14 protein-coding genes are annotated in these 23,375 nt (G+C 47.5%); 7 read left to right on the forward strand and 7 right to left on the reverse strand.

The features are described 5' to 3' along the window. Positions 1-317: 317 nt before the first annotated feature. Entirely contained in the window at positions 318-7,379 is a 7,062-nt protein-coding gene (locus tag MKX68_RS11740; RefSeq protein WP_340911686.1) for an InlB B-repeat-containing protein, read from the forward strand. Positions 7,380-7,580: 201 nt separating this feature from the next. On the opposite strand, the gene MKX68_RS11745 is transcribed toward MKX68_RS11740, so the two are convergent. After that, positions 7,581-7,934: a winged helix-turn-helix transcriptional regulator gene (locus MKX68_RS11745; RefSeq protein ID WP_340911689.1), complete on the reverse strand. Its 354-nt coding sequence runs from the start codon at positions 7,932-7,934 to the stop codon at positions 7,581-7,583. 147 nt (positions 7,935-8,081) lie between these two features. On the opposite strand from MKX68_RS11745, the gene MKX68_RS11750 reads away from it, so the two are divergent. Further along, the gene (locus MKX68_RS11750; RefSeq protein WP_340911691.1) at positions 8,082-8,696 is read left to right on the forward strand and encodes a flavin reductase family protein; all 615 of its coding nucleotides are present in this window, start codon (positions 8,082-8,084) and stop codon (positions 8,694-8,696) included. Positions 8,697-8,828: 132 nt separating this feature from the next. On the opposite strand, the gene MKX68_RS11755 is transcribed toward MKX68_RS11750, so the two are convergent. Further along, on the reverse strand, positions 8,829-10,697 hold the full coding sequence (locus tag MKX68_RS11755; protein ID WP_340911693.1) for an AbfB domain-containing protein: 1,869 nt from the start codon (positions 10,695-10,697) through the stop codon (positions 8,829-8,831). 245 nt (positions 10,698-10,942) lie between these two features. Here MKX68_RS11755 and MKX68_RS11760 point away from each other — a divergent pair, with 245 nt between their 5' ends. From MKX68_RS11760 to MKX68_RS11770, 3 genes are all read left to right on the forward strand, one after another. Then, the gene (locus MKX68_RS11760) at positions 10,943-12,355 is read left to right on the forward strand and encodes a DKNYY domain-containing protein (RefSeq protein WP_340911695.1); all 1,413 of its coding nucleotides are present in this window, start codon (positions 10,943-10,945) and stop codon (positions 12,353-12,355) included. 250 nt (positions 12,356-12,605) lie between these two features. Next, positions 12,606-12,845, forward strand: coding sequence for a hypothetical protein (locus MKX68_RS11765; RefSeq protein ID WP_062836614.1), 240 nt, complete (start codon positions 12,606-12,608; stop codon positions 12,843-12,845). Between the two features lie 41 nt (positions 12,846-12,886). Then, positions 12,887-13,033, forward strand: coding sequence for a hypothetical protein (locus MKX68_RS11770; RefSeq protein ID WP_340911697.1), 147 nt, complete (start codon positions 12,887-12,889; stop codon positions 13,031-13,033). Positions 13,034-13,110: 77 nt separating this feature from the next. Here the strand turns inward: MKX68_RS11770 and MKX68_RS11775 are convergent, their stop codons facing one another. Together MKX68_RS11775 and MKX68_RS11780 are read right to left on the reverse strand one after the other, a co-directional pair. Next, a complete protein-coding gene (locus MKX68_RS11775) occupies positions 13,111-14,556 on the reverse strand; it encodes a DEAD/DEAH box helicase (protein WP_340911700.1) in 1,446 nt (481 codons plus the stop codon). Between the two features lie 223 nt (positions 14,557-14,779). Continuing rightward, entirely contained in the window at positions 14,780-15,136 is a 357-nt protein-coding gene (locus MKX68_RS11780; RefSeq protein WP_340911702.1) for a hypothetical protein, read from the reverse strand. 431 nt (positions 15,137-15,567) lie between these two features. Between MKX68_RS11780 and MKX68_RS11785 the strand changes: the two genes are divergently transcribed. Beyond that, on the forward strand, positions 15,568-16,500 hold the full coding sequence (locus MKX68_RS11785; RefSeq protein WP_340911704.1) for a macrolide 2'-phosphotransferase: 933 nt from the start codon (positions 15,568-15,570) through the stop codon (positions 16,498-16,500). A 170-nt stretch (positions 16,501-16,670) separates the two neighbouring features. Here MKX68_RS11785 and MKX68_RS11790 read toward each other — a convergent pair whose 3' ends face one another. Continuing rightward, entirely contained in the window at positions 16,671-18,959 is a 2,289-nt protein-coding gene (locus tag MKX68_RS11790; RefSeq protein WP_340911706.1) for a 5'-nucleotidase C-terminal domain-containing protein, read from the reverse strand. Positions 18,960-19,220: 261 nt separating this feature from the next. Between MKX68_RS11790 and MKX68_RS11795 the strand changes: the two genes are divergently transcribed. Next, on the forward strand, positions 19,221-20,183 hold the full coding sequence (locus MKX68_RS11795; RefSeq protein WP_339787726.1) for an endo-1,4-beta-xylanase: 963 nt from the start codon (positions 19,221-19,223) through the stop codon (positions 20,181-20,183). A gap of 128 nt (positions 20,184-20,311) precedes the next feature. On the opposite strand, the gene MKX68_RS11800 is transcribed toward MKX68_RS11795, so the two are convergent. Continuing rightward, positions 20,312-21,472: an MFS transporter gene (locus MKX68_RS11800; RefSeq protein WP_340911708.1), complete on the reverse strand. Its 1,161-nt coding sequence runs from the start codon at positions 21,470-21,472 to the stop codon at positions 20,312-20,314. Between the two features lie 308 nt (positions 21,473-21,780). After that, positions 21,781-23,121: a glycoside hydrolase family 30 protein gene (locus MKX68_RS11805; protein ID WP_340911710.1), complete on the reverse strand. Its 1,341-nt coding sequence runs from the start codon at positions 23,119-23,121 to the stop codon at positions 21,781-21,783. Positions 23,122-23,375 lie beyond the last annotated feature (254 nt).

A 23,375-nucleotide genomic window follows, 5' to 3' on the forward strand; every position in this document is an offset into this window, starting at 1 on the left:
GTCGGTGAACGAATTCATTCTGTAAAGTTGGCATTATCGTACCTTAAAGCAGTCGGATCTCTCCAGTCGGATGTTTGAGCTGACGTTGATGTTCTGAACGTGCTGAACGCCGCAGCTAGGACAATGCCATTTCTGTATGTAAAGTTTTTCCTCGTTTGATCTCCACTTGCCAAGCGAACTGACTCGCAGGAGACCAATGATCCCGATCTGGGTCAGTGGTTTCCGCTATTAGTCTGGCTTTGTTGATTAGCTTGGTTAGAAACAGATTTTGGACGGTCTTTTTTAGATTGATCTATACATAGAAGGGATGAATGAACGTGAAGAAAGTAAGACAGGGATGGAAGGTGAGCCGGCAGGTCCTGATGTGGATGCTGGTGATCAGCTTAATAGTGTCTGCCGTGCCCATATTACCAGCACAATCGGCGGCAGCGGCTGAACTGCCGATGCAGCAGACCAAAGTAACCACATCCAGTGGGTTCCAGGATGTGAGTCCGACGGACTGGTTCTATGATGCAGTCGTCCATGTGCAGGAGAAGGGCATATTCAGCGGAACGAACGCGAGTAGCTTCTCTCCTAAGGGGACCATGACACGTGCCATGTACGTGACGGCACTCGGACGGATGGCTGGGGTAGATACAGGAGCTTATTCTACTTCTAGCTTTGCCGATGTACAAGCGGGCAGTTGGTATGCCCCATATGTCGAATGGGCAGTTAAGGAAGGAATTACCGACGGTACGGGCGGAGGAAAATACTCGCCGAATGCCACTGTATCTCGGGAGCAAATGGCGACGATGACGTTGCGGTATTTCGAAAGCGAACAGATCCCTTATCAGACCGAGAATCCGGTCACGACAGAGCCGGGCGATCTCGGGGATGTATCGCCTTGGGCGGCTGACGCGGTCATCAAGCTGTGGCAAGCCGGTGTGTTCACCGGGGATGAAAAGGGGAACTTCAATCCGCGTGCACAAGCGACTCGCGCGGAAGCAGCGGTTCTCTTCATGCGTAACAACGCGGTTGTAGAGGCGTGGAAAAATCAGAATCAAACGCCGGTTACGCCTACTCCAACACCAACACCGACACCAACGGTGACACCGACGCCAACGCCATCAGCAGGTGGTAATAGTGGCGGCGGAACGTCTGGAGGCAGCGGAGGCGGTAACACCGGTGAGGCTACATACACACTTACCTTCGAGAGCAACGGAGGTACGCCAGTTGACGCGCAGAAAGTGCGGAAAGGCCAAGCGCTAAATAACCTGCCGGCTCCAACAAAAGAAGGATATATATTCCAAGGGTGGTTTGCGGATAGTGATCTTTCACTCATCTTCGCAAGCGGCAGCACCCTGAACGCGGATACAAAGTTGTATGCGAAGTATACCGATAGCATAGATCGTGCCGTACAGAGCGTACCAAGCTATTCGGTATTGGATGTCGCGCCGAACTTCACCATTAAGGTGCAGGATTCATCGGGCAGTCTAACGGAATCCCAGGTCAAAGAGGGGATGACCTTCGTGGATACGGCAAATCCCGAATTCGAAGGGGTTACCGTCTCTGGCGGGAACGGAGTCTTCACCGTAGCATCTGCAGCGGAAGACGGTAAGTTCGTCGAAGGCAACACATACCAACTGGAGTTGACGAATGACAAGCTGTCGTTCCAAGGACAAGATGAGACGACAAGCATTTACGTGTTTAGTGTTGCCAAGCAAGAGGTTATTGATATTCCGCTTAATCCGGATATGATCTATCTTCCATTCACAGATGTCACGGATATGATATTGAATGGCGAAGCTGTTGGTTCACCATCGATTCCGGTAGTTAGCACGACAGTGGGCGGTAGCGAAAATGTGCTCGCTGAAGCGAATGCGAGCAGCGGAACGTTCGTGTATTCCGGCAACACCGTGATTCAAGTCGGCGATACCGTCGCCATTTATCAAGGGGTTCGTCCCGATCTGCGCACGTTAGAAACCACAGGCGCTGACGACGGCGATGTGGCCTACGTCCAGATCACAGAGGTAGACGGAAGTACTTATACCTATGACCATGCAGATACCAAGCAAGTGTTGCTCAAGCCGGATGTTCTGCCGGTGAGTGTACAAGCGGACACAGATGGAGACCCGAATAACAACTCCATCACAGTTGAGCATACCCAGATGAACTACAGCGACAGCCTGTATGAGCCGTTCGGCTTGGATGAGTTAACCACAGTCGATGTGGGCGACTTTATCGGTTTTTATGAAGGCAACTTCGCTGAAGAAGGTTCTCGAGTTGTCAGTTATGGACGTATCACTTCGATTACGCCTGCAGCAGAGATGGATGTTATCGCATATACCGATGCTTCTATTGAAGATATTGAGAATGTCTTCAACATCTATCAGAAGCAAGCAATTGACGGCGAGGATCTGTTATCGGAAGAGCAGATCGCGGAGCTTGAAGAGCAGATCGAGCAGCAAGCGATTGCTAGTGGATTTGTCAATCAGGCCGCAGATTATCTATCTGATCTAGCCCTGGAAACGAAGGATATCAGGGATTTGAAAGAAATCCAGCAGATCAAGGCTCAGTCTTCCCTGGCCTCGGGTAAAAGTAGCCGGGTCAGCGTGGAGAATTTGACTGTCGTTGCTTCACTCGGGACGATTCTGAAGAATATTAACGGCCGAAGTTCCGGCGTCAGCGCCACACTGCAAGTCGGCGCCGATATTGTTGTGAATATTAATGAAGACAGCGACATGGTTATCCATATGACCAGTACATTCGTTCAAGAAATGAGTCTGGATCTCGGCATTAATGGTGATATGCAGGGGCATTGGCTGAAAAAGTGGGGAATCCCTTACTGGTATAGCATCGACGATTATGTGATCACTGCGAATCTGGATGCCTACAGCTATACCGGACTTAATATTACAGCAGAGATGGCTCTCATTGAACACGATAAGTTGCAGGCTGCACTGAATAACTGGGCCGGAGAGAAAAAAGCCGGCAGGTTAGGTCAGGTACAGGACATCGCCACGCAAATCAAAGCGTCTATGGACGGTGTACAAGATACCTCCATAGATACGGATGAATTGAAGGAACAGTACCAAGAGATGTTGGAGAAAGACACGGAATGGGTTCCTTTAATCAAGAAAGAGCTCTTTGAAAAAAGTGTGCGCGTGGCTTACGGGATTGTAGAAGTCAAATTTGAAGCAGAGTTTGTAGTTAGTGCTCAGGTTAACTTGACAATAGGTGCAGATTTCTACTACAAGATGGCGAAGCGTTACTCTGTGACCTTGCGCGTGTTGAGTTTTAGCGGCTCAAGCAATACGGTCAGTCTGCCGGGAGACGGCGATTACCAATTCACTTTCTATGTGATGGGCACGCTTGGATTGCGAGCCGGTATTCATATGGAGGTTAAAGCAGGACTTGGCAGTGTCAAATTGAATAGTATCGGGCTTGCTGTAGAACCTGGTGTGTATGTGAATCTGTGGGGCTACTTCTACTATCAGTTGAAAAATGTGAGCGGGGTGAAGACCACGAAGTCTCTAGGTGCCCTGTTCGTTGAGATTGGCATTTATCTAGAGGTCGCAGTCGGTGCCCAGTTGGGTGATGGAGCCCTCTCGGCTGGCAAAGAGCTGGTCGATAAAGAGTGGCCGCTCTATACCATTGGGGAACCGGATAACGTCTATGACTTCGCCTATCCGCAGGATGAATCACTTGAATTTACCTTAGCGGGTTCTGCGTCATCCATCGCTGTTCCGGAGTTGTGGCTCACGATGAGTACGTTTGATTTGACGACAGGCGACACGGATACTGAGGGATATGATCTTTCGAGGTTCGATATCCAGGTGGACAATCCGAATTTCAAGGTTAACGAGGCTGACGGGAAGATCGAGGTGGTAGACACCAGTCGTCCAGTGAGTAAGGGGAGCTTGGTCATTACTTGGAAGGGTGCTCCGCTCTCATTTACGTCTGATCCACTTAAGCGCACCATTCCGTTGACGTGGCGCGTCACAGCGGGTGAATACATTTTCCAGTTACACCCAGGGAACGGTGGCGTGACTCAGGTACTTCCTTTTGTTTATAATGCAGCGGTTAATGTACCTACTCCGGTCTATCCGGGCTATACATTTGACGGATGGTATACGGCAGCTACAGGGGGAACAAAGGTAACGATTCCAAGCCGTATGCCTAAGGATGATTACGAGCTGTACGCGCATTGGAAGGTAAACCATAATACGCCGTATACAGTGGAGCATTATTTGATAGACCCGGATACAAGGAAAGCGACTTCGGCTTCACCTGCGTATACAGAGCTATTGACTGGAACGACCGATACGGAGATTCGCATCAATTCTGACCGATTCAAGAGCCAGGGTTATGCGAATGGAGAATCCGTCGGACGAATCATCAAAGGAAACGGATCGACGGTTGTAAGAATCGAGTACTACCCGGCGAGTCATACCGTCGCTTTCAATCTAGGTTATCCAGGCGCTCCACGCAGCACGATAACCGAACCGGCTGGCAGAAATATTGCGGGTCGTATCCCGACGCCGACTAGAACGGGTTATACTTTTGCTGGATGGTCACCGGAAGTGCCAGGCACCATGCCGACTTCGGATACTGAGTACACCGCTATATGGTCTGCCAAAGAAGATACGCCTTACCAAGTCGTATACTTGAAGCAGAATATGGCGAGTGACACCTATACGGTGGCCGATACGGAAACGTATCGCGGAGCTACCGATACAGAAGCTAATCTGACGAATATAACCCCTAGATCCTATGCTGGGTTTAAATTCGATGAAAATGTTCCGGGAACGGTGTTAACAAGCCAAATAACGGGCAATGGAAAAACAGTGTTGAAACTGTACTACAAGCGCGATGCCCATACCTTGACGGTCGATTACAACGGTTCTGGTCAGGCGACCAAAGTTATTGAAGTTCCGTTTGGCGCTACGACGCAGCTATATCTAGGTACACCGATCTGGCAGGGACATGTCTTCGCGGGATGGTCACCGACTCCTCCGACGACCATGCCTGAGGAAAGTATGACGTTCACCGCGCAATGGACCACGAACGCTTACACGGTGAAATTCAACAGTAATGACGGAGCGGAAGAAGTGGAGAACCAGACGGTGGGATACGGCAACTTGGTTAGCACACCGATTGAACCGACGAATGAAGGCTATGTATTTGGCGGTTGGTATACTAGCAGCGATCTGACAACTCTCTACGACTTTACGGCACCGGTAACGGGTGACCTTACGTTGTACGCGAAGTGGCTGTTACGCTATACGGTGAGCTTCGAGAGTAACGAAGGCTCAGTAGTCACGAGCCAAACGGTGAATGAAGGGTCTAAAGCTGAAGCTCCGGTCGCTCCGGAGCGCGAAGGTTATGTATTCAGTGGTTGGTACAGCGACATAGAGCTGATCACCCCTTACGACTTCACAACAGCAGTAGTGACGACGGATCTTACGGTGTACGCAAAGTGGACGGTTTATGTACCGAATACCTATACGGTGACTTTTGAAAGTAATGGTGGGTCGAACGTAGATGCCAAAACGGTGAACGAAGGCGCTGTGGCTTCCGCTCCCGGCGTTCCTATCCGGGAAGGCTATACCTTCAGTGGTTGGTACAGCGATATAGACTTGACGACTGCTTATGGTTTCACAGCAGGAGTTATGGAAAATATAATGCTCTACGCGAAGTGGACAAGAAACAGCTATACGGTAAGTTTTAGCAGCAACGGTGGATCATTGGTGAGCAGCCAGTCCGTGAGTGACGGCGATACGGCTACGGAACCTGCTGCCCCAATACGTGAAGGTTATGTGTTCGGCGGTTGGTACAGTGACATCGGTCTGAACGAAGCTTATGACTTCACGACATCGGTGACGGCGAGCCACACGTTGTACGCCAAATGGACAGTAACCTATACGGTAACATTTGAGAGCAACGAAGGTTCGAGCGTAGATGCTCAGACCGTAGAATATGACGGACAAGCTATAGCTCCTGCCGTTCCGACAAAGGACGGATATATATTCAGCGGTTGGTACAGTGATGCAGGCCTGAATGAAGCTTACAGTTTCACGACACCAGTGACGGATAACTTGACGTTATATGCCAAGTGGACATCCGACAAACTCACGGTGAGCTTTGATAGCAACGGTGGATCGGCTGTGGATGATCAAGTTGTGAGTCCTGGTGGCCATGCTACGGCACCTACTGCTCCGATGTGGGAAGGTTATGTGTTCGCAGGCTGGTACAGCGATCTCGAAGGAACAATAGCCTACGATTTCCAAACGGCAGTGACAAGCAGCCTTACCCTGTACGCCAAATGGACGGTAACACCGTGGTTAAACGTAGCTACGTTGCCACGAGCGTCAGGAACGTATCAAATTTTAACCGACAGCCAAGGTACGATTTACGCTTCTTATAATAAACATGATGCTTATCAGGGTGGCCTTGGTGGTTATAGTTATGTTGATCATTTGTACATGGACAAATACGAGGGAGGCGAGTGGAAAAATATCTACCAAGGCACGGAGAAGAATTGGCTTACGAGGTTTGCCTTGGACAATCAAGACATTCTTTACCAGACTTCTTCCAGCGGCGAAGGTGTATATTTGCAGAGATATAACGGAAGTAGCTGGGAAGATATAGCCCGTAATGGATCTCTTCCGGGAGAAGGATCAGACATTGCGTTTGACCACAATAACGTTCCTTACCTGGTGTATAATAATTCAGACAATAAGATGCAGGTAGTGAAATACGAAGGAAATCAATGGGTGGCTGTAACCGGTGGAGAAGATCTTGGTGAGAAGACGGGTAGTGCAGTCATCCAATTCGATCAAAACAATATCCCATATGTATTGAATGCGGTGCAAACTAACGCTAGTATTCTGGATGTAGCTGTTCTCAAATACATCAATGGAGCTTGGGAGCGGATCGGTGACTTTGGCCGAGTGGATGTAGAACCTGGGTCTGGGATATACGTCAAAATGGAACTCAATTCAGAGGGGATGCCTTATGTACTGTATTCCGCTCCTTCCACAGCTGCTTCCCCTTGGGTCCTGATGAGATACAATGGAACGGACTGGGAAAAGGTTGGCGAGTTCAACTCTTCGATGAGAAGAAATTCGTATGTGGGCCTCTTCATTGATAAGTACGATATTCCTTATGTTGCTTATGAAGATTCGGCAAATGGTCAACGGGCAACCATCATGAAATACGAGGGCGAGTGGGTCGCCGTAGACAAACCTGGTTTCTCCTCAACTGAAGTTCACGATATACAAATCACGAAAGGCAAAGACGGTAATCTGTATGTGATGTATAAAGAGGGAGTTGCTAAAGTTAATCAGCTTTCACCGAATTTCACTAAAATATATATACTGAAACATAAAATTGAATAGTGCAAAGCTTTAATAACAAGTAAGTAGAAGAAGGAGCTGTCCCAAAAGCCTTAGACTTGGCTTTTGAGACAGCTCCTCTTTGCGTTAGCAAGGCGAGTGCAATAGCTGCAATCCCTTCCCGCCCCCACAATAGGGAGAATGGTGCATTCTCAAGATGATACGTACCATGTATCGCTCTTATCCGAAGTCATAAATAGTTCACTATAATTCATGCAACGTTTGTGCCTCAGGTACGTTATGCACACCCCATTTGCAGATTTCCTCCAGAATGGGCATTAGACTCTTGCCTCGGGGGGTTAAGGAATACTCCACTTTGGGCGGAGTCTGATCATACTCCACTCGTTTTATCACACCTTCATGTTCCAAATCGTTCAGTTGAGAGGTTAATACCTTGTACGTGATCCCGGGGACACGCCGTTTGAGTTCGCCGTAGCGTGTGACCCCATGGAAGGCAAGTTGATACATGATCTTCATCTTCCACTTCCCGCCGATAATGGATAGGGTGTAGTCGAATGGAGTTAGTGTTTCCATTGGGATTGTGCTCGGATTATCCATCACGAATAAGCTCCTTTATGCAGGTACGCACTTCAAAGTGCGTACTTTTTTTGTGGTGAACAAGTGTATATTCTTATACCAACTATATGTTTCCCATGGGGCTTTGTAAACCGAAGGAGCTTCTGTTGGGAGGGGGAAAAGGAGCGAGTGTCATTGGCAAAAAACAATGTATTTGAGTTTGCAACAGGTGATATCACCATAGATGAAATGTATAAATTGATGATCGGTTCCGTGGTACCACGGCCTATTGCCTGGGTTTCTACGCGAAGTATGGAGGGTGTGCTTAACCTCGCTCCATTTAGTTTTTTTACCGTTGCTTCACGCAATCCGGCGACGCTGCTCCTATCCATTGGGCCTGGTGTAGGTGAGAGAGAAGGAACAGTGAAGGATACACTCGTCAATATACGAGAGACGGGAGAGTTTGTGATCAATGTAGTTCCCGCTGTACTTGCAGCGTCCATGCAGCGTTCGTCAGCAGATGTAGCATCGGACGAAAATGAGTTTGAGCTGGCAGGCGTTACGCCCAAAGCGGGCATACGTGTAGATGTACCTTCCGTGCTGGAATCTCCGATTGCTTTTGAACTTACACTGGATCGTATTATCGAGGTGGGTACAGATCATGTGGTTCTTGGAAAAGTAGAGCACGTACGGGTGAATGCAGAGGCATATGCCGGTCATTATAAAATAGCGATAGAGAGCTGGCAGCCACTAGCCAGTCTGGCTGGCGATTATGCTCTAATGAAACGTGCATTTTCAGTCTGAGATGGGGTTAAGTCATCTATATCTGAAACCGTGCAGCAGAAAGAACCGCTTCTTCAGTTGTGACTCCTGAAAAAACGGCCTTTCCTCGAATTGTAGATGTAGATGGCTCCTCCTCAACTCCAATTATTTTGCTTAGAAATTGGTTCGCCCAAACGTAGCGTCACTCTTCACCGTCGAGCTGCTGGATGCATTGATGGCATCGAGCTGTAGCACGTAGTCATAGTGACGGATGTAATATCCGGGCTGGCTATACGATTGAAGGGATACTTTGGTGCTGTCAGCCCAACCAGGGCTGCTTAGGAACGTAGCATCTCCCTTATAGGCGGAGGTGTCGGCATAAGCTTCAAGTACAATTTTATTGCTGGTGTTGCGCTTCAAGAAGTAGCCTGGGAAGTTGATGGACTCCAGTGAAATTCCCGTGGAGCTGGCAAGGCCCGGTACGACGCGGAACTGTGAATCCAGAACAGGAGAGACGTTGGCATCCACGCGAGCGGTGTAATTGGCATGACGGATGTATCGATCCGGATAGTTGTGCGAACTGAACCGGCTGTAACCTGTGGCTTCAGGTGTTGCAGGACCCAACATTTTGACCTCGTGCAGGGTTGGGGTGTACCAGTTCCCCGGATTATTCCACAAGACGGCGTTCACCATATTGATCCGTACATAACGGGCAGTGAAATGCACGGCATCCGTGGTGAAGCCATAGGTCAGATTATTGGTGCGATCCAAGGTGGAGTAATTAACTCCGTCGTTGCTAATTTCAATTTTGTATTTGTAGTACCCTTCAGAACCTTTATACATAAACCAGGAGGTGTCGATCTCGGTGATCGTCTTTGGTGCGCCGAAGTCCACTTGCCACCAAGCAGGCCAGCTATTGGAGGAAGCCACCCATGAAGTCTGGTAGTTGCCATCATTAACGTTGGATGCAGACGATCCGGAGGCTGTGGAGATAGCGGTAGCTGTTTTGCCTTGGGCATGGTTGACGAGAGCAGGCGGTGTTACCGCACCCGTTACTGCATCGATATTCCATGTTGTAAACCACTCCAGTGATGCTGTTCCGTTCGAATCATTCAAGGTTAGCGGCAACCAGATATGTTTGTGCTCTCCGAGGTTCATCGGATTCCAGCGATCCCCCATGTAGATGTAAGATGTGGTGTTGCTGCCTGTAATCGTGGCAATATCATGTATCTGCGAACCGAAGGCAGATGGATTGCCATATGGCGTAAGCGCAGTCCATGGGCCCGTCATGGAAGTTGCTGTAGCATAAGCACCCTGATTTGGATACCAGCCAGCGGCTTGAGAGGTGAAGAGGTAGTAACGGTTTCCTTTTTTCACAACAGCAGGCGCTTCACGATAGGCGTTCTCGAACAGCCAGCCCTCGAAGGATTGTATTCCGGTATAACTTGCATTCATTTTAAAAATAGCCATCGTATCATTGGCTCCGCCATTTTTGCGTGAAGCAGTAACCAGATAACCTGATCCATCTGTATCAACAAAGACGGTCATGTCACGGGATTCATAATTCAGCGGGCGGAAGCTGCCTTCATACGTGAATTTGCCATTCGGGGTATTGCTTGTTGCGACCGCTACACGCCCGAGGTTGTAGTCCGTACCGTTCTCATAGTGTGCCCAGAGCACATACTGGTTAGTGGAGGCGTTATAGATGACTTTGGGGCGTTCAATTTTGCTGGAGGCCAGCTCGGTTGCAGAATCTTTCGTCAGGATGGCGTTGCTGAAAGTCCAGTTTTTCAGATCGGTGGAGGTGTAGACGTTCACGCTGTCGAACCTGCCGCCCACCGCATGTTCACCGTACAGATAATACGTCGAGCCTACCTGCAGAATGTTGCCGCTGTTCGCATGGATGGGGTTGCCTGCGGTGTCGAGCCAATCGGTGCCATTGGTTATAATGACACTTGCTGCGCTTGTTCGTTCAGGATGAAGTCCAAACAGGGTGAACGTGAGTGCAAAGACCAGAAACCAGACAGCTTTCCTGTTACCCATTACATACACCTCCCGTAAGATATCGCATTAAATATAGCGCTTTCATTTATATTTTAGTTAGACTAGACTCTTTTTCAAGTGAACAATCCATCCATTGCTGAACAAACCTTCATTTCATCGTGGCTGAGCGGTGAGAGCGGAGGTAATGTTCCTAAATATCAAGTGCGATGATGTAGAGAGGATCAGGAACACACGTTAAAATAAGGATAGACTGAATTCACATCATGGTTGGAGGGTGAACCGTCATGAACAAGTTTATTGTAGATGAAGACCTTCAGGTGAAATTGCATAATGATGAGGATGGAACGAACACTCCGATTAAGGGAGGCATTACTGCTAAGGATTTTGAAGTCATCTCTACGTATACAAAGGGGTGGCTGACCTTCGCCTACCTACGAGATTGTCAGGGGATATGGTGGTTCAATGCCCGCAAGAACAAGGCGAGTTTGTTCAGTCGGGATACGGAAGGTTTTCGTGTGATCGATGAAGATTACTGCTGCGACTCTCAGTACGTCTACCTGGAAGATCAGGCCGTGCCTGACTCCGATCCGAACAGCTTCCGGCTGTTGCCGGATACGCCCTACTTTGCTCAGGACCAACGTTATATATATGTGAAGAGTAGTACGCACTTTCATCTTTTTGAGGATATTGATACGAATACTGTGATTGCTCATCACGACTATTGCACCGACAAGGACCATCTGTTCCATCTGTCCAGCTCTCTTCGTTATGCGAATGGGGAAAAGGATGAGGTGAGGGCATGGCTGCAAGAACATCATCCCGACGTACATGGCTGGTGGCATGCGCATTATGCCCACAGTGCAGAGGGCGCTACACAGATCACAGGTAATTGGGTTGAGACTGCATCGTCTATTTTTTATAAAACAGAATGGGGCGGTACGTATCGTCGAGAAGCAAAAGCGGTATTTAACCTTGTCCGTGGAGCGGACAGATCTACCTTTGAACCACTGGATGAGCAGTTTGCACGGGACCGGCAACGGGTTTATTTTCAGTGGCGTACTGTAAAAGGAGCAGACCCGAATACGTTTCAGCCACTAGGTGGAACTTTTGGACGTGACCACAATCATGTGTATTACAACGGATACCGTGTCGACGAAGCAGATGCTCGGCAGTTTGAAGTGTTTGCCGGGACGGAGCATCTCGGACTTTCCAAGGATCAGCATTATGTGTATCGTGCCGAGGTTGTTCGGACAAGTCAGCCTTTTGGTCATCCAGACGATGTGCTTCAAATGATTAAGGGGGCGGATGCATCGACATTTGAGTTAATAACACCTTCCGGGAGCTGGGCAGTGGATGCCGATCATGTATATCTATGGGGTAAACCAAATAAACATATCGATCGTGCCAGCTTTACACATCTCTTCGATGCCGATCCCCAGAGTTGGGCAATGGATCAGAATGGTCTATATAATGCCAATGGCAAACGCACGGTAAAGGGCGTCAGCGGCAGTACATTTGTCATGCTGAATCAATATTGGGGCAAAGATCAGCATGTTGTGTTCAGCTTTCTGACGGGAAGTGTCTATAAGTCGGGAGATGCAGCGACGTTTCAGGTTACGGATGATATCGGGGGCGCGGAAGATGCGCTATTCCGGTATACGGTGGAAGGCGGTACAGTGCGGAAAAAGAAGAGGTAAAAACCCCAGTCTTTATAGAAAATGTTTATTTGATTTATCTTGTTGATAAACCGGCACGTTATAATAATCCCAAAATCGCATCACGTCAAGAGATAATGTGAGAATGAACGATTTAGCGAGTGTTCCCCCCTCATGCTTGCTCAATAGGAATGTATATCCCGGTATGCAGGGTGAAATCGCTTTTTCCAATTTATCTGGTGTTACGTAAAATATTCTTAACATTAATAAGAAATAAGGAAAGGAGATCTGCATGAACAGCGTGGATAAAATCAGATTTTTACTCTTAAACGGCGAAGCACCAGAGGCAACTTGTTACGGGTATATGGAGCTGAATCGGGATGGACATATGATCGCACTCTACAATAATTGCGGCGAGGAAATCGACATGTTTGGTGGACATGAATTTATTAGGGTACGGGCGCTTGGCAAATTCGATGATGAAGACCGCGATAATTTTTACTCCTTGTTAGAAAGTGATGGTGTAGGATAACCCTCATAGCAGACAGGTGGAGATTTGGTGTTAAGACCTACGTGGAACGCAATGGATATTCTCTGGAGGTAGAAGATGAACAAACGGGTTCGAGAGGAAGGTGGAATGAAGAGAGGGGCGATGTTGGCATGCCAAACAAGCAGACCTGTCATAACATCATGTTATCAGGTCTGCTTGTCTTTTTTTAAAAGCTATAGGAGGGCATAGCGATAGATATAGGAAAGTAAATCGAATTTATCCCTATGATTCTACGCAAGTTCTCAATCTATTTATGGCCTTTGCGAACCTTGAGCTGCATCTTTTTGATCGTTGTGCTTTGCATAAGCTCCAATACGAGTGGGCCTTTGCCGTTCAGAATCTCTACATCCGTCACATTGTCCAGAATTGTAATGATCCCGATGTCGTCTGCGGTTACTCCTTCGAGCTTGGCAATGGTACCTACAAAGTCAACAGCACGAAGTTTCTTCTTCTTGCCTCCGTTGAAGTTCAGCTTCATGATCTGTTGGTTCAGCTGTTCACGCTTGTCCTTTTTACGTTCAGGAACGATCTTCAATCGTTTCTCAAAATCTTCTCTGCGGCGATCTACAGCTTCCTCGGAAGGAGCCTTCACGACAGGGATTTCGAATCCAATATAGGATTCAATCTCCGCCAGACGTCTGCCATCTTTCGGTGTAATCAACGTAATGGCTTTACCTGTTTTGCCTGCGCGACCCGTACGGCCTGTACGGTGAACATATCCCTCTTTTTCCAAAGGAATATCGTAGTTGATGACATGGGTAATATTCGTGATATCAATACCACGTGCAGCTACATCCGTCGCGATCAGATAACGGAATTGTCCCCGTCGAAATGCGTTCATCACTTCGATCCGCTCATCCTGCTCCATACCACCATGGATACGATCTGCTGGGTAGTCCAGGTCAGCCATGACCCGGAACAGTTTGTCCACATTCTCCTGCGTACGGCAGAACACGATGCAGCTATCTGGATTTTCCACAATGAACAAGTCCTGAAGCAGCGCGGTTTTGTTCACCTCTGGCACGTGAATCACAGCATGTTCAATCGTGGCTGTTGTCAGTCCGCTTGCCTTGATCTCGATCTCCACCGGTTTGTTCATATATTTGCGTGACAGCTTGGCTACATCTTCAGGGAACGTAGCGGAGAACAACATCGTTACTCGCTCCTGAGGCAGTTTCTGAATGATGGACTGTACCGTCTCGATAAAGCCCATATTCAACATCTCATCGGCCTCGTCAATAACGAGATAGGCGATCCGTTCAAGTGGCAGCGTGCCACGTTCGATATGATCCAGCACCCGACCTGGTGTACCTACAGCGACATGTGTTCTTTGTTTTAACTCGGCTTTTTGAATATGAAAAGGGGACTGTCCGTATAGTGCGGTTGCTTTAATGCGCTTAAAGCGCCCGATATTCGTAATATCTTCGTTAACCTGCAAAGCCAGTTCCCGGGTTGGTGTAAGAATCAAAGCCTGTGGCTTATTCTCGTTCCAATCCACCAGCTCGCAGAGCGGAATGCCGTAGGCGGCTGTTTTACCACTACCTGTCTGTGATTTAACCACAAGATCCTGATTCTCCAGTGCTACCGGAATAACTTTAGTCTGTACCTCGGTTGGTGTCTCATAGCCCAGACTGTCCAGTGCTTTTACGATCTCTTCACCAAGTCCATAATCTTTAAATTGTTGCTCGCTCATCGTTTACCTCTTTTGCGTTAGTTTTTGTACAATTATTGCACCGTACATTTATCGTATACCTCTTCATTATACTCTATATGCAAGCAGGCTAACGGAGTAAATGCTTCAAGTGTGTAAATTGTTTTCATGATTCCTGATTTGAGGGAGCAGCGTTTGTTGCTATTCGTATGTGTATCATAACGTTCCACGTGAAACGAAATGTATCGGCGTATTTTGCTTGGTGTTAATGAATGACCATTTTTACAGCCTTGGTTTGGGGAGGGGAAGATTGAGCAATAACTCCATTGATCCATACTTCTGCACTTCGACCAACGAGTGTCTCATCCAAAGAGACGGTGACAATCTCTTCTTCGATGATGAGTTCGGCGTCCGTGCTGAGCGAGACCCAAATCGGTCCAGAATCAACACCGCCATCTTCTTTATTCTCGATGAGTACCTGACCTCTTTCTTCCTCAAAATCCGTAATAATTCCTCGCACATGTGGCTTCTCTTTCCCTTGTTCTACGGACTTCTCTGCACATCCAAGGGTTAACAGGAGCATGATGACTGGTAATAAGGATAATTTTCGTACAATGGACATCGGGTTGCTCACCTCTCATCCTTTTTAATACATCTATAAATATGGACGTTACCTGAGGCGACGAAGTTCCTGTATATCAATAAAAAGAACCTAAATCATTCGATTCAGTCTGGAACTGGAGTTTGGAATATGTTAGCATTTGGGTAACTTATTGAACGGAGGGATACGTGTGGTAAATTTTTTTCGATTGAGATAGTAGCGGAACGTTTGCTTGCGCTTGCTGTTTCACTGCCTGTGTGCAGATCATCGGGAGAAGTTTGCCTGTTTACACGTATGCCGTTATTTGTAGTGGACACTCTTGCATAAGAGTGGTTCTTTAATGTACCACTATGGGGATGCGCAAAAATAGGTAAAGCCCTATTCCGAGATTGAAAGCACAGGCATGAATGTCTGTGTTTTTTATTTTTCCAAGGAAAAGGGGAGGTTTGGATATGACAAAGTCAAATGAACGAGTGGATTTCACACAGGATATATGGTTGCTGGCTGAACAAAATGGGCTTCAAATCCGCAAGGAATCAATGGAAATCAATGAGTCTGGGATGGACTTCCGGGTAGCCTTCGCCACTGATACAAGTGGACAAAAGTGGGTTCTGCGTCAGCCGCGGCGTGAAGACGTATGGGAGCGAGCCGAGAATGAGCGTAAGGTTCTGGATGTGGTCCGAGGCAGTATACCCGCACAAGTACCAGATTGGCGGATCTGCACGCCAGAGTTGATAGCTTATCCTTTACTTGATGGTGATCCGATCGCAGTTGTGGATCCCGCAGGGGGAGGGTATGTATGGCGATTCCCTCAGGAGAGCTTATCGGATACATTCCTGGATTCACTGGCTACGACTCTCGCCACGTTGCATAACATCGATCCCGACAAGGCGAAGAAAGGTGGAGTACGGATCAAGACACCTATGGAAGCTCGCAAAGAATTTGCAGCCAATATAGAGGAGATTAAGCAGAACTTTACGGTACCAACCAGGCTAGTTGAACGGTGGACGGTATGGCTTTCTATAAATAGCTATTGGCCACAGCACTCGGCGTTCATCCATGGTGATCTGCATCCGCCGCATATTATTGTCGATGATGCCCAGCGAGTAACTGGACTTATTGATTGGACGGAAGCGGAGATTGCAGATCCGGGTAAGGACTTCGTCATCTACTATGCACTCTTTCAGGAGGATGGGCTGCGTGAGCTTTTGAGTCGTTATGAGAAGGCAGGGGGAAGAACATGGCCCCAGATGCTGGAGCATATTCGGGAGCAGTGGGCAGCCTATCCTGCAATTGTTGCCAAGTTTGCAATGATTACAGGAAAAGAGTCGGACATGGAGATGGCGAGAGGCATGCTTGCGAACTGGGATGTGAAGAGAGGTTGAGTATCGAAGGTATATAATTCGTTCACCCGGTATGGTACGTACTCCCACAGAGCAGTTGCAGCAATACTCATAACGCTTCGTTAACCTAGAAAAGGGCGATCTCCACCATGATACTCATGGGAGAATCACCCTTTTTCTTTTTCGTTAAGCGTGGTGCGTCAAGATTGTACTTATTTCAAAATACTCACATACTTCCCGTATACAAATGCTACACGTCCATCCAGCTTCACTTTTACCCAGCCATACTTGTCTGTGCTGATCACTTCAAGTACGGTGCCTTTTGGTACCGCAGCAACAACTTTGGCTTTGGATGAAGCGCCAGCGCGTACGTTCAGGTAAGCCGCAGTAACCTTGGCTTGCTTGCCTTTGTTGACGTTACCCGGTTTACCGGTGTTTGGTGTTGATGGTTTGCCAGGTTTCGACGTGCCTGGAGTTGGTTTTGGTACTGTTGGTGTCGTAGGCTTCTCAGGTGTAGGAGTAGTTGCTCCCTCGCCATTGTCATTCGTTTTGCGAGCTTTGTTCAGCTGTTGATAGAACGCTCCCTTGGTTTTCACGCCTACGAATTGGGCTGCACTCACACCTGCTTTGGCAGATAGCGCATCAATCTCTTCTTGAGTCACCGTATCCAAAATGTTAATGGAGGCAATGTTGGTGTACTTGCCATCTTCTGTTGTTGGCACAGACATGATGCCATCGTTAATTAACTCCACCACATCTGCACGCTCTGGTGCAGTCAGGTCTACGCCGGTGATTTTCCAGTTGTGTTGAATCTTCGGTTCGTAGACACCTTTCATGACATCTTTCAGATAGGCGATGGACAGGTTGCGAATCGTACCTTGAATCTCACCAAATGCCGAGGCATCCTTGGAGGACCAGAGCTGCTTGAACTTACGTCCTTCCATGGCGCCACCTTTGGCAATCAGCGCTTCCATCCGGTAGGCGTTCATACCGAGTTTCAGCGTATCATCTTCTTTGACAACGGATCCATTGCTGTACTTAAGATTCGTAATCCGACTGCCGTATGGTTTGGTCAGGTCAATCTCATACGTTACGCCGCCGAAGAAATCATCGGTGCTGTATTTAGAGGCACGTCGTTTCGGATCAAAGCTGACGGTCACATCACCCGGGCGTGTGGAGTTGAAGTACCCCGCAGACCACTCCATATAATCCATTAGATCGCGTCCGGTTACTTCATATACGGTCACTTCACCAAAGGTGTATTGGTAGTTGAATGCAATATCCTTTTTCTTGATCGGGCCTACATCCAGCTTGGCCTTGTCGTTATCAATCTGGTGCGCGACCACATCGGCATCACTGTAGTGCAACATCACTTCGGTGAAAAAGTCAGACAAAGGTGTTTCCTGAATCTGCACCGCAGGGATACCCTTAATCTCATCAGCAGGGACCAGGTTCGTTCCTTTCAGTTCAGCCACTTCGATGTTGGCATCGGCACGAGCGAACTCGTGGAATGGATGCAAGGTCTCTTCCAGCGCAGGATCAGAGACTTCATATGTTCCGTCTGCTGCTTTTACAGCGAGAGCTTGAGCTTCCTTGCTTTTCAGCAAAACTTTGTCGCCATCTTTTTCAAATGTAAGGTCAATTCGAGAGATATGTGAGCCATATTTATTCGGTTCGGAGATCAATACCCCGTTAACCGTTTGGGATTCAATCAAGGTATGCATGTGTCCGGCAAAAATGGCAGCCAGCTCCGGGTTGGCGTTGGCGATATCCGTCACTCCGGTTCCCGGATTTCCGTTCTCGTTATCCAATCCCATATGCATGAGTCCAACCATGACATCAACTTTGCCTTTCAGCTCCGCAATGGCCTTCTTGGTCTCTTCCACAGGATCTTTGACGATGATGCCGTCCAGGTGATCTGTACCTTTCTCAAACTCGGTAATCATAGGTGTGTTCATTCCGATAACACCCACTTTGATTCCGTCTTTCTCTATAATCGTATAGGCAGGCATGTAGCGGTCGCCGTTTTCTTTGAAAATGTTACCCACGAGAGGCTGTCCATTGAATTGGGAAGAGATCTTCTCCAGTACATCCAGTCCAAAGTTAAACTCATGGTTACCCATGACCCATGCGTCATATTTCATCTCATTCATTGCAACCATCATGGGAGATTGGGGTTGATCATTGAACAATTCAGCTGAGTTATCCTGAATCATGTCTCCTGCATCCAGCAGGATCGTGTTGGGATTCTCCGCACGGACTTTTTTCACAATGGTGTATAGCTGTGTCATGCTACCGGTTGGGTTTGGACCGTCCAGAGCATAGTCCCACGGCATAAACCGACCATGTATATCCGATGTACCCAGCAACGTGATTTTGGTCTCCTTGTCTGCCTCAGCAGCCTGAACCGGAGTGGAAGCAAAAGGGGCGAACAAAATGGAGGCACATAAGAGGAAGGATAAAGGCCATCCGGCGAAACGTTTCGTTGAAATTTTGCGCATGTTGTAATCTCCCTTGTTATCTAGTGTATGTAAAGATATGTATCATTTCATACTAGATAAACATGTGGTGAATGTAAACTCCAATGTAAGAGTTATGTTCGATTTAAGAGAGTGAATCTATGAATAGCTTCAGAAAAATAACTTAATTCTACTTTTTTACAATAAAATACTATAATTTGACAGGTGTTAAAAACCAAAATTATCCAGTAAAATGATGTTTGTAAGCGCTTAACAAAAAATGAATACTAAGGAGGAAAATCATTGATTAAGTCTAAGTGGTTTAAAACAGTCGGCTCACTGGCGTTGGTAGGTATTCTCGCTGCTTCAGTTGCGGTGGGCAGTGTTAGTGCTGGTTTGGCAAAAGGCAGCAAATTTTTGGGGAATATTATAGCTAGTCAGGTTCCTTCGAATTTTAGCCCGTATTGGAATCAGGTGACCCCGGAGAACTCAACCAAGTGGGATGCTGTTGAAGGCACGCGCAACGTAATGAATTGGGGCCAGGCGGATATGGCATACAATTATGCTAACAACAACGGATTTCCGTTCAAATTCCATACGCTCGTATGGGGAAATCAACAGCCAAATTGGATTAACAGTCTCTCAGCCGCAGATCAGAAAGCTGAAGTGACACAATGGATTAAAGCCGCAGGACAACGGTATTCGAAGTCTGCCTTCGTTGATGTGGTGAATGAACCTCTGCATGCCAAACCATCCTATCGCAATGCCATTGGTGGAGATGGGGCAACGGGTTGGGACTGGGTCATCTGGTCATTCGAGCAGGCGAGACAAGCCTTCCCTAACTCCAAATTGTTAATCAATGAATATGGTATTATCGGTGATCCTGCTAAAGCGGACCAATATATCCAGATTATCAACCTTTTGAAAAACAGAGGTCTGGTTGATGGTATTGGAATCCAAGCGCATTACTTCAATATGGACAACGTTTCTGTGAGTACGATGAACACGGTATTGAACAAGCTTGCAGCGACAGGGTTGCCAATCTATGTATCCGAGCTGGATATGACAGGTGACGATAATACACAATTGCAGCGTTACCAACAAAAGTTCCCTGTGCTTTGGAAGCATTCTGCCGTTAAAGGTGTAACACTGTGGGGTTACAACCAGAACCAAACATGGGTAAACGGTTCACATCTGGTTAATAGCAACGGTACAGAACGTCCGGCTATGCAATGGCTGAGAAATTACCTGGCGAACAATCCATAAGTTTGCGTATTGATGAGTCTGGGCATCTCTTGCAGATCCGGTAATCATATAACACCAAATAGCGCCTGTTCCACATGGGAATATGGTGCTATTTGTGTTAATACTTTGTCTCAACAGTGTTCGGCAATTCATGGTGCAGGGAAGCATTTAATTTTAATCCAAACCAATACAAAAGCGATCAGTGCAAAGATCATTCCGCTCCAGATCAGTTGATGTATCCCCAGGTTCGCGATGAACCAGCCTCCGATGGCAGTACCCAGGGTAATACCAAGGTTGGAAAAGGATACATACAAGCTGTTGCCAAATTCAGGCGCATCCTGCGCTTCAGCGGTTAACCAGGTTTGGCTTACAATTAATCCTCCTGAATGCACGGATGCCCAGAGGATGACTACAATAACCATCCATATGAAGTGAGGACCGGCCCAATAGACGAGTGCGTAAGCTGCTATGTAGAGCAGGGGGAACATGAGAACAGTACGGACCACGCTCTTACGCAGAAACTGTCCAAACCCCAAATTTCCGATGATCATGACGACACCGAAGACGGTCAGCATGACACTGATCCATGATCCGCTCATGTGAGTGACCTGTCCAAGATACTCGGCGAAATAGCTGTACACGGAGAACATGGCGGCGAATATAAAAATGACTGCGGCAACATTCAGCCATAATCCAGGTTTGCGCAGAATACCGAGTTGCTTGCCATAGGACATCTTTTCCTTCACGGGCATCGAGGGTAACCAGATCCATATGCCGATCAAAGCGACTACACTTACCATCGCTCCAAACATGAAGGCGATTTCGAGGGATAGGCGTTCAGCAAGATACGATGTCAGTGGTACGCCAAAGGCAAAGCCCGCGGTAACTCCGGTAAATACTTTGGCGACGGCCTGACTGCTTTTCTCTGCTGGCACGAGTTGGGCACTGGTGACCAGGGCTACGGAAAAGAAGACGGGATGGAATAACGCGGGAATGATACGGAAGATCAGCATGGTATCAAATGTTGTAGCGTAGGCATATACGACGTTCGAAATGGCAAACATCAGCACAGCGGCTAACAGGATGATTTTGCGATTAATTCCAGACGCCAGCAAGGTGAGAAAAGGGCCTGCAATGGCTACAACCAGCGCAAATATACTGACCAGCCAACCTGCCTGTGCAGCCGTAATGTTGAATTTATTCGCAACCTGAGGCAGTACCCCCACGATTCCCATTTCTGTTGTAATAATCCCGAATACCCCGAGTGCCAGCATCAGGATAAGGAGTGGGTTGACCTGTTGTGATTTCATGTAAAGCGTACCTCCGGTGAATTTAAATATACAGAAAAGTAGATATATATGCAAAATGAGCCTGCCTTGCCTCCTATAATATGATGGACATGAGAGTAAGTTCTCTGGATTACATTATATCTAGATTTATAGATTTGTAAATATAAAAGGTGAAACGTCATATCTTTAAGTTGTCTTCGGCTTGTGTTCTACAGGAGTAATCATGGTGACAATAAGCATGGTTTGGCCCATGGAAAATAGCGCCGGCTCAAGAGATTCCTGAGCCCAACGCTATTGATGTCCGCGTTTTTAACGATGTGTTGGATCAATTATTTCGGTTGGATAACCATGCTGTTGAACGAATCTGCCTCCAGCTTCATGTGTAGGGTATGTCCTTCTTCAAGGGTTAGATACAGGTCACGAGGGTCCTGGAATGGATTGTTGATGACAATCACGAGACTGTTATCCGGGTTGCGGAAAGCAACGGATTTCCCGCTCCACGCGCCTGACAGGCCGACTCTTCGAGCACCAGGAACAATATGATGAGCGAAGTGTTTCATCACATAATACTCGGGGTTCCGAGTAACCTCCTTATTGTCCGGATCTACGGTGATCATGGAGTTTTGCTCCCAGCCCCATGTGCTACGGCCTTTGGGTTCCAGAACCATGTTCCAGTAGATGTACGCGTTCACTCCGTTGCTGAAGTAGTGCTGGTAGAGGTTATATACATATTTGGCGTAGTTCCATGAGTTGTTGCCATCACCGCATTCGTTCTCGGTTTGCATATAACGCAGCTCCGGATAACTCGCCGAGGTACGTTGAATGGCATTTTTGCCTGCCCATTGATACCCAACACCTTTGATATAGGAATAGGCCTTTGGATCACTCAGGACAAGCCCGGCGTACTCGTCGAAGTCGCTTGTTTTTTTTTTAATCAATTCCTCCCATGGATCAGGGGCGTTGATTGTTCCCAGCCAGATTTCCGTATCCAGACCGTGTTGGTCAAAAGCCGGGCCCAGATAATCGGCGATAAACTCACGAAGCTGCTCGCCTGTCCACATGCAAGAAGGGAATTTCTGATCTGCAATCACTTCGTTCTGCACATGCACCTGATGGATGGTAATGCCTGCTTCACGGTAGGCCTGTACAAATTTTACGAAGTACAGGGCGTAGGCCTCCAGAATATCTTTCTCCCAACGAAGCGTGCCAAAGTTATAGGCTTTTGGCGATTTCATCCACGTTGGTGGACTCCATGGGGAGGCGAAGAATTGCAGGTTCGGGTTATAAGTCAGAGCTTCCTTAATGTAAGGAATCAGATATTTGAAATCACGTTCGATTGAAAAATGTTCCATGGCCACGTCTCCGTCCACCTCGTTGTGGCTGTACCACTGCTCTGCATAGTCACTTGCGCCGATCGGCAGGCGACAGATGTTAAACTTGTGCTCACCCTCCGGATGGAAGAGAGAGTGAAATACCTCATGGCGCTGCTCCTCATTTAAGTGGGACAGAGCTATATAACCAAGCTCGTTGAAACAGCCACCAAACCCTTCCACAAGTTGGTGCTGTTCACCCGTTAATTTCAAGTTAGCGCTTTCATTAGTCGGCACAAAAGATAACTCTTTCCATGGGCTACCTTGGGTTGTTGAATAACCAGTGAGCTTGAATGTCATATGAATTTCCTCCTCGCTTGAACTTCAGCTGTCCTATTTATTACGTTCAGTATAACAACTCCCGTGGTAAAAGAAGATATGCTAAACCGTGTAAAATTTGCCCTAATCCAAGCTAGAGCATACAAGTTCATGTCCGCACAGACAGATGGTCTGCTATATTTGCTTGTGATCAGCGATGCCCATATACCATTATCCAATGTCATTACACAACTGTCATAACACAACAAAAATCCCCGCTGATTGTTCAGACGGGG

The organism is Paenibacillus sp. FSL M8-0212 (assembly GCF_038004645.1).
Taxonomy (GTDB): Bacteria; Bacillota; Bacilli; order Paenibacillales; family Paenibacillaceae; genus Paenibacillus.

Excerpts from the sequence above, each read along its gene's own strand:
- MKX68_RS11745 (WP_340911689.1), bottom strand. The coding sequence starts at position 7,934 with ATGGATAATCCGAGCACAATCCCAATGGAAACACTAACTCCATTCGAC.
- MKX68_RS11755 (WP_340911693.1), bottom strand. The coding sequence starts at position 10,697 with ATGGGTAACAGGAAAGCTGTCTGGTTTCTGGTCTTTGCACTCACGTTC.
- MKX68_RS11760 (WP_340911695.1), top strand. The coding sequence starts at position 10,943 with ATGAACAAGTTTATTGTAGATGAAGACCTTCAGGTGAAATTGCATAAT.
- MKX68_RS11765 (WP_062836614.1), top strand. The coding sequence starts at position 12,606 with ATGAACAGCGTGGATAAAATCAGATTTTTACTCTTAAACGGCGAAGCA.
- MKX68_RS11775 (WP_340911700.1), bottom strand. The coding sequence starts at position 14,556 with ATGAGCGAGCAACAATTTAAAGATTATGGACTTGGTGAAGAGATCGTA.
- MKX68_RS11780 (WP_340911702.1), bottom strand. The coding sequence starts at position 15,136 with ATGTCCATTGTACGAAAATTATCCTTATTACCAGTCATCATGCTCCTG.
- MKX68_RS11785 (WP_340911704.1), top strand. The coding sequence starts at position 15,568 with ATGACAAAGTCAAATGAACGAGTGGATTTCACACAGGATATATGGTTG.
- MKX68_RS11790 (WP_340911706.1), bottom strand. The coding sequence starts at position 18,959 with ATGCGCAAAATTTCAACGAAACGTTTCGCCGGATGGCCTTTATCCTTC.
- MKX68_RS11800 (WP_340911708.1), bottom strand. The coding sequence starts at position 21,472 with ATGAAATCACAACAGGTCAACCCACTCCTTATCCTGATGCTGGCACTC.
- MKX68_RS11805 (WP_340911710.1), bottom strand. The coding sequence starts at position 23,121 with ATGACATTCAAGCTCACTGGTTATTCAACAACCCAAGGTAGCCCATGG.